The 15,052-nt window shown below is 72.8% G+C and carries 14 protein-coding genes; 9 read left to right on the top strand and 5 right to left on the bottom strand.

Features of this window, described 5'->3' with window-relative positions; genetic code table 11:
• The first annotated feature begins 106 nt into the window (after window positions 1–106).
• The 6 genes from IE108_RS08445 (at window position 107) to IE108_RS08420 (ending at window position 6,789) form a co-directional block, all read left to right on the top strand.
• Window positions 107–1,348 (top strand): PP2C family protein-serine/threonine phosphatase, encoded by a 1,242-nt coding sequence (locus IE108_RS08445; RefSeq protein WP_064731474.1) that lies wholly within the window; start codon window positions 107–109, stop codon window positions 1,346–1,348.
• Between the two features lie 70 nt (window positions 1,349–1,418).
• Window positions 1,419–2,963 carry a sensor histidine kinase gene (locus IE108_RS08440; protein ID WP_064732110.1) on the top strand — a complete coding sequence of 515 codons (1,545 nt, stop codon included), beginning with the start codon at window positions 1,419–1,421 and terminating at the stop codon, window positions 2,961–2,963.
• The gene (locus IE108_RS08435) at window positions 2,960–3,406 is read left to right on the top strand and encodes a response regulator (RefSeq protein ID WP_064731475.1); all 447 of its coding nucleotides are present in this window, start codon (window positions 2,960–2,962) and stop codon (window positions 3,404–3,406) included. Before IE108_RS08440 ends, IE108_RS08435 begins: the two co-directional genes overlap by 4 nt.
• A gap of 559 nt (window positions 3,407–3,965) precedes the next feature.
• Window positions 3,966–4,988, top strand: a complete 1,023-nt coding sequence (locus IE108_RS08430; protein WP_064732111.1) for a FecCD family ABC transporter permease — start codon at window positions 3,966–3,968, stop codon at window positions 4,986–4,988.
• A 1-nt stretch (window position 4,989) separates the two neighbouring features.
• The gene (locus IE108_RS08425; protein ID WP_064731476.1) at window positions 4,990–5,763 is read left to right on the top strand and encodes an ABC transporter ATP-binding protein; all 774 of its coding nucleotides are present in this window, start codon (window positions 4,990–4,992) and stop codon (window positions 5,761–5,763) included.
• Between the two features lie 15 nt (window positions 5,764–5,778).
• Window positions 5,779–6,789 carry an ABC transporter substrate-binding protein gene (locus IE108_RS08420; protein ID WP_064731477.1) on the top strand — a complete coding sequence of 337 codons (1,011 nt, stop codon included), beginning with the start codon at window positions 5,779–5,781 and terminating at the stop codon, window positions 6,787–6,789.
• Window positions 6,790–6,795: 6 nt separating this feature from the next.
• On the opposite strand, the gene IE108_RS08415 is transcribed toward IE108_RS08420, so the two are convergent.
• Both IE108_RS08415 and IE108_RS08410 read right to left on the bottom strand, forming a co-directional pair.
• A complete protein-coding gene (locus IE108_RS08415; protein ID WP_064731478.1) occupies window positions 6,796–8,019 on the bottom strand; it encodes an FAD-dependent monooxygenase in 1,224 nt (407 codons plus the stop codon).
• Entirely contained in the window at window positions 8,016–9,416 is a 1,401-nt protein-coding gene (locus IE108_RS08410; protein WP_064731479.1) for an MFS transporter, read from the bottom strand. The genes IE108_RS08415 and IE108_RS08410 overlap by 4 nt, the downstream gene beginning before the upstream one ends.
• Before the next feature lie 115 nt (window positions 9,417–9,531).
• Between IE108_RS08410 and IE108_RS08405 the strand changes: the two genes are divergently transcribed.
• On the top strand, window positions 9,532–10,173 hold the full coding sequence (locus IE108_RS08405) for a TetR/AcrR family transcriptional regulator (RefSeq protein ID WP_064731480.1): 642 nt from the start codon (window positions 9,532–9,534) through the stop codon (window positions 10,171–10,173).
• A gap of 143 nt (window positions 10,174–10,316) precedes the next feature.
• Here the strand turns inward: IE108_RS08405 and IE108_RS08400 are convergent, their stop codons facing one another.
• Entirely contained in the window at window positions 10,317–10,880 is a 564-nt protein-coding gene (locus IE108_RS08400) for a snapalysin family zinc-dependent metalloprotease (RefSeq protein ID WP_064731481.1), read from the bottom strand.
• Window positions 10,881–11,208: 328 nt separating this feature from the next.
• Between IE108_RS08400 and IE108_RS08395 the strand changes: the two genes are divergently transcribed.
• On the top strand, window positions 11,209–12,345 hold the full coding sequence (locus tag IE108_RS08395; protein WP_064732112.1) for a PQQ-dependent sugar dehydrogenase: 1,137 nt from the start codon (window positions 11,209–11,211) through the stop codon (window positions 12,343–12,345).
• Between the two features lie 85 nt (window positions 12,346–12,430).
• On the opposite strand, the gene IE108_RS08390 is transcribed toward IE108_RS08395, so the two are convergent.
• Entirely contained in the window at window positions 12,431–12,979 is a 549-nt protein-coding gene (locus tag IE108_RS08390) for a dihydrofolate reductase family protein (RefSeq protein WP_064731482.1), read from the bottom strand.
• Between the two features lie 38 nt (window positions 12,980–13,017).
• Between IE108_RS08390 and IE108_RS08385 the strand changes: the two genes are divergently transcribed.
• Window positions 13,018–13,698, top strand: coding sequence for a phosphatase PAP2 family protein (locus IE108_RS08385; protein ID WP_064731483.1), 681 nt, complete (start codon window positions 13,018–13,020; stop codon window positions 13,696–13,698).
• 7 nt (window positions 13,699–13,705) lie between these two features.
• Here IE108_RS08385 and IE108_RS08380 read toward each other — a convergent pair whose 3' ends face one another.
• Window positions 13,706–15,049, bottom strand: coding sequence for a glutamate-1-semialdehyde 2,1-aminomutase (locus tag IE108_RS08380; RefSeq protein WP_079163877.1), 1,344 nt, complete (start codon window positions 15,047–15,049; stop codon window positions 13,706–13,708).
• Window positions 15,050–15,052 lie beyond the last annotated feature (3 nt).

Below are 15,052 nucleotides of genomic sequence, written 5' to 3'. Positions count from 1 at the left end.
ACGGAGCCGGGTGTGCTGAACACCGTGCTCATAGCCGTGATCCCGTGGACGGACGGGACGGGAGGGTGGAGGCAGGGTGACGGCGGCACAGTCCTGGGCCGGTGGTGTGCCCGCGTCCGCCGAGACGTCCGCCGCCGGGGCCTGGCAGTGGCGGGAGCCCTCGGTGCTCCTGATCGAGGACGACCCGGGTGACGCCCTGCTCGTCGAGGAACTGGTCGCCGACAGCACGCTGAAGATGCGGCTGCGCTGGGTGCGGTCCATGACCGAGGCCCGCGAGGTGCTGCGCCGGGAGGCGCCCGACTGCGTACTCCTCGACCTGCACCTGCCGGACGCCCACGGCCTCGAAGCCGTGTCGATGGTCCACTCCCTGGCCGACCAGGTCGCCGTCGTGGTGCTCACCGGCATGGCCGAGGACGAGACCGGCCTCGCCGCCCTCACCGAGGGCGCACAGGACTACCTCGTCAAGGGACGCGTCGAGCCCGAGCTGTTCGGCCGCGCCGTGCGGTACGCGATCCAGCGCAAGGAGGCCGAGCAGGCCGCCGTCGCCCTGCGGGCCAGCCAGATGCACGCCCGGGAGAACGCCCGGCTGGAACGGGGCCTGCTGCCCCGCCCCCTGCTGCACGGCACCGGCATGGAGATCGTGGCCCGCTACCGGCCCGGCCGCGCCCAGGCACTGCTCGGCGGCGACTTCTACGACATCGTGCAGAGCCCCGACGGAACCGTGCACGCCGTCATCGGCGACGTCTCCGGGCACGGCCCCGACGAGGCCGCCCTCGGCGTGGCGCTGCGCATCGCCTGGCGCACCCTGGTGCTCAGCGGCGTCACCGGCCCCGAGCAGCTCCGCCGGCTGGAGGAGATCCTCGTCGCCGAACGCGCCCGCACCGAGGTGTTCGCCACCCTCACCAGCCTTATCCTCCCGCCCGGCGCACCGTGCGCACGGATGGTGCGGGCCGGGCACCCCGGCCTGCTGCTCCGCACCGACGACGGCGACGTGCGCTGGGTCGAGGTCGGCGGGGGACCGGCGCTGGGCGTGGTGCCGGGCCTGGCCAACTGGCCGGTCCGCGAACTCCCCCTCCCCCCGGGCGCAGCCCTGGTCCTCTTCACCGACGGCCTCTTCGAGGGATACGTCGGCCGCGGGCGGGAGCGCCTCGGCGAGGAAGGGCTGCTGCGGCTCGCGAGGGAGGTGGCCCGGCTGGACCCCGAGGCGTTCGTCGACGGACTGATCCACCGGGCCGAGGACCTCGCCGAGGAACAGGGCGGCCTGGCCGACGACGTGGCCGTGCTGCACCTGCGCTGGAACGCGGGGCGCGAGAACGAGAACAAGGCTGGAGACGAAAGCAGTGCGTGACGAGACACGGCGGCCGCGGGTCGGCGGCCGGCTGACGGTGCAGGGCTGGTTCCAGCTCGTGCTGGGCCTCATGGCCCTCATCGTGGTGGTGGGCGCCGTGGTCGGAGCCCGCGTGCAGGCGCGCACCACCGAACTCACCGACCAGCTCACCGACCGGGTGCAGCCCGCCCAGACCGAGGCCTACCGGCTGCAGGCGGCCCTGGTCAACCAGGAGACGGGCGTACGCGGCTACGCCATCGCCGCCGACCGGCAGTTCCTCTCCCCCTACGAGCAGGGCCGCAAGGACGAGGCCCGCGCCGCCGCCCGGCTGCGCACCCTCATCGGGGACCGCCCCGTACTCCTGGCGGACCTGGAGAAGGTCCAGCGGCAGGCGGCCCAGTGGCGGCGCACCTACGCCGACCCGCTCAAGGACGGCGTCACGCCCGGTCAGCCCCGGACCGTCGACGAGACGACCGCCGGGCGGGGCAAGAAGGTCTTCGACGCGATGCGGGCCGGCTGGAACCAGCAGAACCGCGACCTGACCGACGTCGTCGAGGACGGCCAGGCCGAACTGGCCGACGCCCGCACCCTGCGCAACGCGACCTTCGGCGCCATGGTGGCGGCGCTCCTGCTGGCCGGCGTGGCACTGGCATTCGTCCTGCGGCTCCTGGTCGCCCGCCCCCTCCAGAACCTCCGCGAGGCCTCCCGGAAGGTGGCGCGCGGCGAGTTCGAGCACTCCATCCCCGCCGGGGGCCCGGCCGACATCACCGCCGTGGGGCGCGACGTCGAGGACATGCGGCAGCGGATCGTCACCGAACTCGAGGCGTCCCAGCGGCAGCAGGACGTACTGAGCCGCCAGGCCGCCGACCTGGACGCCCAGGCCGTCGAGCTGCGCCGCTCGAACGCGGAACTGGAGCAGTTCGCCTACGTCGCCTCGCACGACCTCCAGGAGCCCCTGCGCAAGGTCGCCTCCTTCTGCCAGCTCCTGGAGAAGCGGTACGGCGACAAGCTCGACGACCGCGGCCGCCAGTACATCGACTTCGCCGTCGACGGGGCCAAGCGCATGCAGGTCCTCATCAACGACCTCCTCACCTTCTCCCGGGTGGGCCGGCTCAACGACGCCTCCGTGGAGTGCGCGCTCGACGAGGTCCTCTCCAAGGCACTCACCAACCTCGACACCGTGGTCACCGAGACCGGCGCGGAGGTCGAACGGCCCGAGCGGCTGCCCCGCGTGGTCGGCGACCCGACCCTGCTGGTCATGCTCTGGCAGAACCTGCTCGGCAACGCCGTCAAGTTCCGCGACCCCGACCGCGCCCCCCGGATCCGGATCACCTGCGACGAGGACCCGGACCGGGCCGGATCCTGGCGGTTCTGCGTCACCGACAACGGCATCGGCATCGCGCCGGAGTTCGCCGAGAAGGTTTTCGTGATCTTCCAGCGGCTGCACAGCCGGGACACGTACGGTGGCACGGGCATCGGCCTGGCGCTGTGCAAGAAGATCGTCGAACACCACGGCGGGCGCATCTGGATCGACACCGCCCACACCGGCGGCACCCGCTTCTGCTTCACCCTGCCGTCCGTCGAGGACGAGACCGGCGACACCGACGCCCGCACCGAGGAAAAGGCCCTGGCATGACGACACCCGGCACACCGATCGACGTCCTCCTGGTCGAGGACGACCCGGGCGACGAGCTCATGACGCGTGAGGCGTTCGAGGACAACAAGATCGGCAACACGCTGCACGTGGTCCGGGACGGCGAGGAGGCGCTCGACTTCCTCTACCGCCGCGGCGACCACGCCGACGCCCCCCGGCCCGACCTCATCCTGCTCGACCTCAACCTGCCCAAGTACGACGGCCGGCAGGTCCTGGAGCAGATCAAGTCCGACTCCGAGCTGAGCGACATCCCGGTCGTCGTCCTGACCACCTCCGCGGCCGAGGAGGACATCCTGCGCAGCTACAAGCTGCACGCCAACGCCTACGTCACCAAGCCCGTCGACCTGGACCAGTTCATCGCCGCGGTCCGCCAGATCGACGACTTCTTCGTCCAGGTGGTACGCCTGCCCCGCCGAGGCCTCTGAGGCGACCGGACCGTACGGCCGCCCCAGCAAGGCTCGCCGCCCGGCAGGGTCCGCCGCCCGGGTACGGCCCGCCGCTTGAACGGCCCGCCGCCCGGGCGGGCCTGCTGCCCTTGGGCGCTCAAGCCACGCCGGTCGCCGGCCTGAAGCCGACCCCGCCCGGCCGCCGCTGAGCGGCCGAACCCCGTCGCCGCCCCGTCGCGGGCGCGCGGACCATCTCCCGGGCGCTGTGCGCACGCACGCGCCCCGTCGCCCCGTGCCTCCGCACGGAGGCGCCCCTTCCCGCAGGCAGCCGCCGGCGCGTCGAACAACCGCCCGCCGTCCTGCCCCACCCCTCCCGCCGGTCGTGAACCGTCGTCGTGAACTCGGCGCGGCCGGCCGCGACGGCATGCTAGATTCCACGACTGAACATGGTTCCCATTATCGATAGAAAGTGTAGGTAGGCCACGTGCCTCCGCCCTCGACATCCATACCGACGGCCGGCGCTGACGCGTTCGCCGCGGCCGGGGTGCCATCGGACGCGCCCGCGGGAGACGGATGCCGGCCGGCCGCCCGCGCCGGACTGCTCCTCGTCTGCGGCGCGTTGACCCTCGTCCTGCTGGCGTCCGTCGTCGTGGCCATCGGCCTCGGGCCCGCCGTCGTCACCCCCGCTCAGACCGCCCGTCACCTCTGGGCGGCGCTCACCGGCGGACGCGTCGGCGCGGACGAGGTGACGACGTACCAGATCATCTGGCAGATCCGCACCCCGCGCGTCCTGCTGGCCGCCCTGGTCGGGGCAGGCCTGAGCGCCGTCGGCGTCGCGATCCAGGCCATGGTGCGCAACGCGCTGGCCGACCCCTTCGTCCTCGGCGTCTCGTCGGGCGCGTCCGTCGGTGCCGTCGCCGTCACGGTCACCGGAGGACTCGCCGCCCTCGGGATCTACGCCGTCTCCACCGGAGCCTTCGCGGGTGCGCTCGCCGCCTCGCTCCTCGTCCACGCCGCGTCCGCCACCCGGGGCGCGCTCTCCCCGCTGCGCCTGGTCCTGACCGGCGTGGCCATGTCCCTCGGCTTCCAGGCCGTGATGAGCCTGATCGTCTACTTCGCGCCGGACAGCGAGGCCACCAGCATGGTCCTGTACTGGACCATGGGCAGCTTCGGCGCCGCCACCTGGGGCGCACTGCCCGTCGTCGCCGTGGTGGTCGTCGGGGGAGTGGTCGCCCTGCACCGTCAAGGGCGCGTGATGGACGTCCTCGCCCTGGGTGACGAGACCGCCGCGAGCCTGGGCGTCGGCCCCGACCGGCACCGCCGGCGCCTGCTGGTCCTCGTCTCCCTCGTCACCGGCGTCATGGTCGCCGTCAGCGGTGCCATCGCCTTCGTCGGTCTCGTCATGCCGCACGTGGTGCGCATGCTGGCCGGCGCCACGCACGCAAGGGTGCTCGCCGTCGCCCCTCTGGCCGGCGCGGTCTTCATGGTGTGGGTCGACCTCGCGGCGCGCACCGTGGTGGCCCCCCGGGAGCTGCCCCTCGGCGTGATCACCGCCCTCGTCGGCGTGCCCGTCTTCATCGCGCTGATGCGGCGCAAGGGCTATACGTTCGGGGGGCGTTGACATGGAGCTTAAGCTCGACGGACTCTGCGTCGTCACCGACGGCAGGAGCCTCGTCCGTGACCTCTCCCTAAAGGTGCTGACGGGACAGGTCGTCGGCCTGGTCGGCCCGAACGGCAGCGGCAAGTCCACCGCCCTGCGCTGTGTGTACCGCGCGCTGCGCCCCAGCTCCGGAACCATCTGGGTGGGCGACCGGGACCTGGCGCGGCTGCCCCTGCGGCACAGCGCGCGCACCATCGCGGCCACCACCCAGGACGGAGCCGTCGACTTCGACTTCACGGTCGAGGAGGTGGTCGCCCTCGGCCGCGCGCCCCATCTCCGGGGCAACCAGGCCCTCGGTGCGCGCGAACGCGCCCTGTGCGTGAGCGCCATGGAGCGCCTCGACATCGGCCACCTCGCCCACCGGGGAGTCCTGACCCTGTCGGGCGGCGAGCGCCAGCGCGTCCTGCTGGCCCGCGCCCTCGTGCAGGAGCCGGACATCCTGATCCTGGACGAGCCGACCAACCACCTCGACGTCCGCCACCAGGTCGAACTGCTGGCGCTGCTGCGCGCGTCCGGCCTCACCGTCCTCGTCGTCCTGCACGACCTCAACCTGGCCGCGGCGGCCTGCGACCGCATCGGCGTGCTGGCCCGGGGCAGCCTCGTCGCCTCCGGGCCGCCCGAGGACGTCCTCACGGCCGAACTGGTCGCCGACGTCTTCGGGGTGACGGCCAGCGTTGTCCCGCACCCGCTCACGGGCGGGCCCCAACTCCTCTACTCAATCGGCTCATCCCGGTGAAAGGCGCCTGACGACATGCGTACAACCCGACTCCCGGCCCCGGCCCGGCGGCGTGCGGTCCTCGGATCCTCCGTGGCGGCGGCACTGCTGCTCGGCGGCTGCGGCGCCGAGGTGGAACCGGACGCGAAGGCGTCCGCCGAGGTCACCGTCAAGCGTTGCGGTGAACCGGTGCGGTACAAGGTGCCCCGACGGGCCGTCGCCTACGAGGGCGGCAGCGCCGACAAGCTCTTCGCCCTCGGCCTGACCGACCACGTCCACGGCTACGTGATGCCCCCGGCCAACCCGCCGGTGAGCGAGTCTCCTTGGGCGTCCGAGTACGCCAAGGTGAAGATGCTCAGCGACGACCTGCTCAACAAGGAGGTCGTCGTGGAGGCGAAGTCCGACTTCGTCGTCGCGGGCTGGAACTCCGGCTTCAAGGACGAGCGGGGCATCACGCCGGCCATCCTGGACAAGCTCGGCATCCAGAGCTTCATGCACACCGAGAGCTGCTTCAACTACCCGGGACACCCGGAGAAGGTGACCCCCTTCGAAGCCCTCTACACCGACCTCGAACGGCTGGGCCGGATCTTCCGGGTCGAGAAGAAGGCCACGGCGGTGGTCGACGTGCTCAAGCAGCGGGTCGAGGCCGTCGAGAACAAGGCTCCGGCGGGCGAGCCGGTCCCCGTCTTCCTCTACGACTCCGGAACCGACCAGCCGTTCACCGCCGGCAACCAGGTCCCGCCCAACGACATCATCGAGTCCGCGGGCGGCAGGAACGTCTTCGACGGACTCGACGAGCGCTGGACCCAGGTCAACTGGGAGTCCGTCGCCGAGGCCGAGCCGGAGGTCGTCGTCATCCTCGACTACGGCGACCAGCCCGCCGAGAAGAAGATCGAATTCCTCAAGAAGTCGCCCCACACCAGGGGGCTTCCCGCCGTGAAGAAGAACAACTTCTTCGTCCTCGACTACAACGAGGGCATCAGCGGCCCCCGCAACGTCGACGGCCTGGAGAAGTTCGGCGCCTACCTCCGCGGACTCGACGGCTGAGGGCTCTCAGCCCACCGGCTCCACCGCCGTGAACTCGGGCAGGACCAGGGCCGAGTGGGCGGGGCGTCCCGATGCCGGGGGCATGGTGGCGAGGCCGCGCAGCATGGCGTTGCGCCGCTCCAGCGCCTGCGCGGTGGTGGGGAAGAGGGACGCGCCGCCCGCGCCGATCTGGTCCTGGTTCGCCGTCACGAACGCACGTGTGCCCCGTTCGTAGTCGGCGAGGCCGTCCACGACTGCGCGCCCGTCCAGGGAGCCCGCCATCATGTACCCGCCGACGAGGGCCAGACTGGTTCCCTGGCCGGTGAGGAACGACGGCGCGTACGCGGCGTCGCCCACCACCGCCACCCGGCCACTGGACCAGCGCGGCATCCGTATCTGGGCGACCACGTCGACGAACAGGTCGTCCGCCCCGCCGAGGGCGGCGAGCATCCCCGGCACCTCCCATCCCGCGCCGGCGAAGGCGGAGGCGACCAGCTCGCGTTGCGCGTCGGGGTGCCCGAGCGCCGCGTGGGGCGGTTCCGGCCGGGCGAAGTTGAGGAAGGCGTGCACCACGTCGTCGTCGGCCACGGCGTAGAGGGCCGCGGCCCGGCCCGGGGTGTTCCACATCGTGATCTCGTGGGCCAGGCCGAAGGTGTTGGGCATGGTGAACACGGCGAAGCAGTACCCCAGGTATCGGCGGAACCGCTCCTCCGGCCCGAACACCAGCTCCCGGGTCCGCGAGTGCATGCCGTCCGCGCCGACGACCACGTCGAACGTACGCCCGCCGCCCCCGCAGAAGGCGACGTCGACCCCGTGCGGGCCCTGGTCGAGGGTGTCGACGCTGTCGTCGAACAGGAACTCCACGTCGTCGCGGACGGCGGCGTGCAGGGCGTCGGTCAGATCCCCGCGCCGCACCTCCAGGTCCCGGCCCGCGGCACTCCCGGCGACGGAGTGCGGGCTGAGGGAGGTCACCTCGCCGCCGTCGGCGTCCAGGAAGGTGAGACGGCGCGAGTCGACGTGCGCGTCGCGCAGCCGGGGAAGGATCCCCATCCGCCGGACGACCTCCACGGCGGTGCCGCGTACGTCGACGGGGTAGCCGCCGGCGCGGGGCGCGCCCGCCTTCTCGACCACCGTGACCGCGTATCCGCGGCGGTTGAGCCAGAACGCGAGGGCGGGACCGGCGATACCGGCCCCCGAGATCAGCGCTGTGCGCCGCGTCCGGGCGCTCGTGGACGGAGCGGTGCGGGTCATTCCTTGTCTCCTTTGCTCAGGGTGCGGACGACGAACAGCGACAGCGCCGTGACGACGCCGGCGACGAGGAAGCCGGTGACGAAGGCCGACTCGGCCGGGACGTCGGCGCCGGGGCCGGTCCCCGCGGTGAGGAAGGCGCCGCTGATCTGGGCGCCCGCCGCGAAACCGACCACGCGGGTTACCAGGACCAGGCTGGTCGCGGTGCCGGTGTCGCCGTGGCCGACCGAGGTGGCGGTCCGTACGACCATCGCCGTGACGCAGACACCACTGGCCAGGGCGATCAGCGCCTTGCCGACGACGAGGTGCCAGACCTCGCCGTGCACGAACGCCAGCGCGACCAGCGTGGCCGACATGACGGCGATCCCCGCCGCGACCACGGCACTCGCACCGAACCGCCGCGCCGCCACCCCGCCGAGCGGACCGCTGACCGCGGCGGCGACCGTGCCGGGCAGCAGGTACCGTCCGATGTCGGTGGAACTGGCGCCGAAACCGTAGCCGTCGGCGGACACGTCGAAGAGTTGCGGCACGAGATACATCGAGACCGCGGTGCCCACGCAGACCGCGAAGGTGATCACGTAGGCGCTCCAGATCCCGGGCCGCGCGACCAGGCTCAGGTCGACCATCGGTGCCGGTGACCGGCGTTCCACCCGGACCCAGCCGGTCACGAGGGCGGCCAGGAGCAGCGCGAGGGCGCCGAGGGCGAGGGGCCGGGCGCCGACCTCGGGGGCCATGGAGAGCCCCAGCATCAGCGTCAGCAGGATGCCGCTCAGCAGGACCAGCCCGGGCCAGTCGATCCTGGCGTCCGACCCGGCCGGCGCGTCGTCCGGCATCAGCCGCCGGACGCACAGGGTCGCCGCGGCGACCACCGACGTCGGTATCGCGAACAGCCAGTGCCGGGACAGACCCTCCGCCACCGGTCCGGCGATCAGCGTGCCGAGCATGCCGCCGCCCACGAACAGCCCGCTGACCACGCCGATGGCCACCTGCGACTCGCCCGCCGGGAGGTACTTGCGCACCAGGATGAACGACAGCGGCATCGCGCCCACCATCGCCCCCTGGAGGACCTGGCCGAGCAGCAGCACCGGGAGGCCGGGTGCCAGCGCGGACACCAGCCCGCCCGCGCAGACCACCGCCATCAGCCGGACCATCACCCGCTTGCCGCCGTGGCGGTCGCCGAGGCTGCCCGCGACGGGCGCCACGAGGGCGCCGGTGATGAGCATGGCGACGCTGAGCAGGGCTCCTTCGGCCCGGCTCATCGACAACTCCCGTTGCAGCAGCGGCAGGGTCGGTGTCACCACCGACTCCAGGGTCCCGGTGGCCGCCGCCAGCGCACCGAGGGCCCAGACGGCCGCTCTCCGCATGCGGACCGGGGGAGCCGGGGTCGTGATCGTGGTCATGAACGTCCTTTCCCTCGTTGCCGGTTGAGCGGGCCGGACGGCGCAGAGCCGGGGCGCCCCCTCCTCGACCGACACTACACTACACCGTGCAGTGTAGTCGGGTTAGGATGAAGCCATGCCGAGCACGAAGACACTGCGCGAGGGGTCCACGCCGAAGCGGGCCGCCATCCTCGCCGCGGCCCGCGAACTGTTCCTGGCCAACGGCTTCGACCGGTCGAGCGTCGACGCGGTCGCCGCCCGGGCCGAGGTGTCCAAGCGGACGGTCTACGACTACTTCGGCGACAAGCGGACGCTGCTCCAGGCGGTGGTCGACACCGTGGGCGAGTCACTGGTCACCACGATCCGGCGCATCCTCGACGACACCCTCACCGATGTCGCGGACCTCACCGAGACCGCCGATCTGGAGGACGTGCTGGTCGCGTTCTCGATGCGGATCGCGACCGACATGCTCGGGTCGGCGGAGTACGCGACGCTGCAACGGCTGGTCCGAACCCAGGCCGGCAGCGTGCCGGAGGGGGGAGAGAACGCGTTGGCCGACACCCCCGACGAGGCCCTCGCCGAGCGGTTCGCCGCCTTCGCCGAGGCCGGTCTGCTCGACGTCCCCGACGCGCGGCTCGCGGCGGACCAGTTCATCGCGCTGACGTTCAACGTCCCGCTCAACAGGTACGGCTCCGCGAACGCCGCGGAGGACGGCCGCGTCCGGCCGCTCGTCGTCGAGGGAGTGCGGACCTTCCTGCGGGCGTACCGGGCCGGCTAGGGCCTGTCTGACAATTCCCGTCGTCGCCCGGATGGCGGCGCGAGGCAGGCGGGGATTGTCAGACAGGCCCTAGGGCCGGAGCGGGGATGTGCCTCGCGCTGCCGTACGGCACCGGGGAGGTGCCGTACGGCAGCGCGTGCCGGTCAGTCGCGGACCAGGACCGGCGTCCGGGACGGGGCGGTGGCCGCACCACCGAAGTTGCCCTCGACCTCGGCCTTCTCCGCCGCGTTGGGGTAGGGGTTCGTGCAGGCGATGCCCGCGGTGGAGCCGGACATCAGGCTGGAGCAGGGGCCGGGCTTGCGGTCCGGCAGCCCCAGGATGTGGCCCAGCTCGTGGGACGAGATGCGCACCGTGTCGTACCCCTGGTTCACCGCCTCGCGTCCGATGTAGACGGTGCCGTTGCCCAGTGACGTGGTCACGGCCCGCGGCCAGCCGTTGTCGGCCACGACGCGGATGTTGGCGCGCTGCCCGGAGGCGACCGGGCGCATCTCGACGCCGTCGACGCTCTCGTTCCAGATCGCCGCGCCCCGGTCGACCGCGGACCGGAACTCCGCGGAACCGCCGGCGTCGTAGGTGATCACCCTGGCCGCGGCCGTCGAAGGCGCGGAGACTCCGGGGGAGTCGGCGGCCACCGCCTGACCGCTCAGCAGGGGCATGGACATCAGCAGCGCCGCGGCGACACCGCCGGTCAGTGTGCGTACGTGCATGTTCGACCTCCTTGTGGGGGAGAGGAGTCGTGGTCATGACACCATCTGCCTCCCTGCCCGCTGGAGGCGGCCGCCAATCCGCTGTTCCGTCCACCGCGGACGCCCGGCGGGCCCGGAGGGCGGCGGCGGGGGAGTGGTGCGGGCGACACGGGTGACAGAAGAGGCGTGCATTGGTCTAGGCCTGGGCGCTCCGGCCTCGTATGGTCGGCGGTGCCGGCGGTACGACCTTCCCCCCACCCGTCTTGCGAGCCGGCTCGGACGACGCCCCACGACCGCGACCCGAGCAGCCGGGTGAACTCCCCCCACTCACCGCCTCCGGGAGGCCATGGTGAAAGTTCGCACCAGATTGTCGGCGATCATCGGCACGCTTGGGCTCGTCGGATCCCTGGCCCTCGCCACCGCCTACGCCGACGAGCCCACCGCCGCCGAGGGCGGCGCCCAGGTCGCCCTGACCGAGGTGGCCCAGGCTCAGAACCCCACCGCCGGCGCGGCCGGACCCGGCGACACGGTCTGGATCGCCGAACGCGCCGGCACCGTCCGGGTCCTGAACGGCACCGGCCTCGGCGAACCCGTCCTCGACGTCTCCGACGAGACCACCACCGACGGCGAACGCGGCCTGCTCGGCATCGCGTTCGACGCGGACTTCACGCACTTCTACATCTCCTTCACCGACCTCCAGGGCACCAGCACCATCGACGAGTTCGCCGTCCAGGACGGGACCGTCCAGGAGGACACGCGGCGCACCGTCCTCACCCAGGAGCAGCCCGAGTCCAACCACAACGGCGGGGACATCAAGTTCGGCCCCGACGGCTACCTCTACATCGCCCTCGGCGACGGAGGGGGCGGCGGCGACCCCGAGGGCAACGGACAGAAACTCGACACCCTCCTCGGCAAGATGCTGCGCATCGACCCGCGGGGCGGCGAACCCTACGCCGTCCCGCAGGACAACCCCTTCGTCGGCGACCCGAACGCCAAGGACGAGATCTGGTCGTACGGGCTGCGCAACCCGTGGCGGTTCTCCTTCGACTCGGGCACGGGCGACCTGCTGATCGGCGACGTCGGCCAGAGCGAGTGGGAGGAGATCGACTGGGCGCCCGCGGACAGCAAGGGCGGCGAGAACTACGGCTGGTCGCAGATGGAGGGCACCCACCCCTTCCGCGGCGGCACCGAGCCCGCGAACCACGTCCCGCCCGTCCACGAGTACGACCGCACCGGCCTCGGCTGCTCCGTCACCGGCGGCTACGTCTACCGCGGCCAAGCCGTCGCGGATCTCGTCGGCCAGTACGTCTACAGCGACTACTGCGACGGCACCCTGCGCTCCCTGGAGATCGAGAACGGCCGGGTGACCGCGGAGCACGACCTCGGTGTCAGCGGCGGCGAGGTCGTCTCCTTCGCCCAGGACGGCGACGGCGAACTGTACGCCCTCGCCATCGGCGGCACGGTCTGGCGCGTCGACCCGGCGTGACCCGCCCGGGACGTGGGCCCCGCTCGCCTCGCACGGGCGACGGGGCCCACCGTCCCGGCGACGGGCGGGCGAGGGGCCGGCCGGATCACCGCTTCGGCACGTACCGCGTCGCCACCGCCCCCGACTCGAACTCCGTCCGGCCCACGGGCCTCAGATCGACGTGCTTCGACAGTCCCGCGAACAGCGTCGGCCCGTGGCCCGCGATCCTGGGATGGACCACGAACTCGTACTCGTCGATCAGGCCCAGTTCCGTCAGGGCCATCGGCAGCGTCACCCCACCCGTGAACAGCCCGTCGCCGGGCTCCGCCTTGAGCCGCCGGACGGCCTCGGCCAGATCGCCGCGGACGAGTTCCGCGTTCCAGTCGACCTGCTCCAGGGTGCTCGACACGACGTACTTCTTCGCTGCGTCGATCGTCCGCGCGAACGGCTCCGTCCAGTCGGGGCGGGGCCCGGGCGGCATCGGCGGCCGCCACGCCTCCTCCATCATGCGGTACGTCGTCCGGCCGAAAAGGAGGGCGTCGGCCCGGGCGATGTTCTCGGTGTGGTGACGGTGCATGGCTTCGTAGGGGACGATGGCGCGGTGATCGCAGCAGCCGTCCAGCGTGAGGTTGATGGAGTACCGCAGTGGGCGCATTTCGCCAGATTAGCGCTCGGTGGCGCACGGGTGGGGCGGTGACGGGCGAGAGGGGGAGCGCCGTGCTGCCGCAGGGGCGGCGCGCATGGCTGGGCCTGGTGGCGGTCCTCGCCGCGCTGGTGGTCGTGGCGCTCGCGGGCCTGTACGCCGGCGGCAGCCGGCCCGGCGCGCCGGACCGGAGGATCGGTGCGGCGGCCGAGGACACCGGACCGGCGTGGCGGGACGTCGCCCTGGGCGTGGACTTCCTCGGGGAGCCCGGGGGAGCGGCGTTGCTGGTGGCGGCCGCGGCGGCGGGCGCCCTGGTGGTGCGACGGCCCCGCGCGGCGCTGCTCGTCGTGCTGGGACCCGCTCTCGCCGTGGCGGCGACGAAACTCCTCAAACCCCTGGTGGGACGCACCATCCACGACGGCAGCCTCTCCTTCCCGAGCGGGCACACCGCCTTCCTCACGGCGTTCGCCCTGGCCGTCGCGCTGCTCGCGACCGGCCGGACCGGCCCCGGCCGGGCGTACGGCCCGGCGCTCGTCCTCGGCGCGCCGACGGCCGCCGGCGCCGCGATGGGATGGGCCCAGGTCGTCCTGGGCGCCCACTACCCGACCGACGCGCTCGGCGGCTGGTGCACGGCGCTGGCGGTCACCCCGGCGACCGCGTGGCTGCTCGACCGGACGGCGGACCGGCAGGCCCGCCGTTCCGTCGACGCGACTCCGCCGGGCCCCCGCTGACGCGGCGTCACACGTACCGGCGGAACACCGGCCTCACCGGGCGCCCCGCCGCCCACGGAGCGGGATCGCCGGCGTCCAGTGCCTTGCGGTACACCGCGCACGCCTGCGCCACCACGTCCACCGTGTGATCGACGTCGGCGTCCGTGAGCGCGCTGCTCACCACGAACGACGGGGCGAGCACCCCGCCCGCCAGGAGCCGGCGCAGGAAGAGCGTGCGGTACTCCTGCGAGGGCCTGCCGTGCTCGTCGAGCGTGGCGAAGACCAGGTTGCTGGCCCGGCCCCGGACGACGACGTGCTCGCCCACGCCCATGACCGCCGCCGCCTCGCGCACCCCGGCGGCCAGCCGCTCGCCGAGCGCGTGCAGGCGGGCCGTGACACCCTCCTCGGCATACGTGGTCTGCACGGCCATCGCCGCCGCCAGCGAGTGCGTCTCCGCCCCGTGCGTGGTGGACAGCAGGAACACCCGCTCGCCGGAGTGCCGCAGCCCGCCCCGCTCCATCACCTCGCGCCGCCCGGCCAGCGCGGACACGGCACAGCCGTTGCCCAGCGCCTTGCCGAACGTCGAGAGGTCGGGGACGACGCCGTACAGGCCCTGCGCGCCCGCCTCGGACCAGCGGAAACCGGTGATCATCTCGTCGAAGACCAGCAGGCAGCCGTGCCGGTCGGCCAGCTCCCGCAGACCGGCGAGGTAGCCGGGCGGCGGCTCCTCCTGGGTGGCCGGTTCGAGGATCAGGCAGGCGACCTCGCCCCGGTACCGGGTGAGCAGGTCCTCGGTGGCGGCCAGGTCGCCGTACGGGAACGCCACGGTGAGGTCGGTGGTCGCCGCCGGGACGCCGGCCGGCATGGGCGTGGTGCCGATGAACCAGTCGTCGACGGAGTAGAACGGATGGTCGCCGCAAATGGCCACGCGGACGCGTCCGGTGACGGCGCGGGCCAGGCGTACCGCGGCGGTGGTGACGTCGGAGCCGTTCTTCGCGAACTTCACCATCTCCGCGGTCGGCACGGTGGCCAGGAAGCGCTCCGCCGCCTCGACCTCCACCACGGACGGGCGCACGAAGTTGCTGCCGCGGTCGAGTTCCCGCCGCACCGCCTCGACGACTCGCGGATGGGCGTGGCCGAGACTCACCGACCGCAGACCGGAGCCGTACTCGACGTAGCGGTTGCCGTCGACGTCCCACACGTGGGCGCCGCGGCCGTGACTGATGACGGGGGCCAGGTCCTCGGGGTACTGGTCGTCGCCCTTGGCGTAGGTGTGGGCGCCACCGGGGACCATGGCGTGCAGCCGCTCGTTCGCCAGCCGCGACCGGGGCAGGGTGAACTCGGCCGCCTCACGGGCCTCTTCGGTCTCCACGCG

Source organism: Streptomyces parvulus (assembly GCF_014648855.1).
Lineage (GTDB): Bacteria > Actinomycetota > Actinomycetes > Streptomycetales > Streptomycetaceae > Streptomyces > Streptomyces parvulus.
The sequence above is the reverse complement of the archived record's forward strand: the minus strand, read 5'-3'. Positions and strand labels throughout refer to the sequence as shown.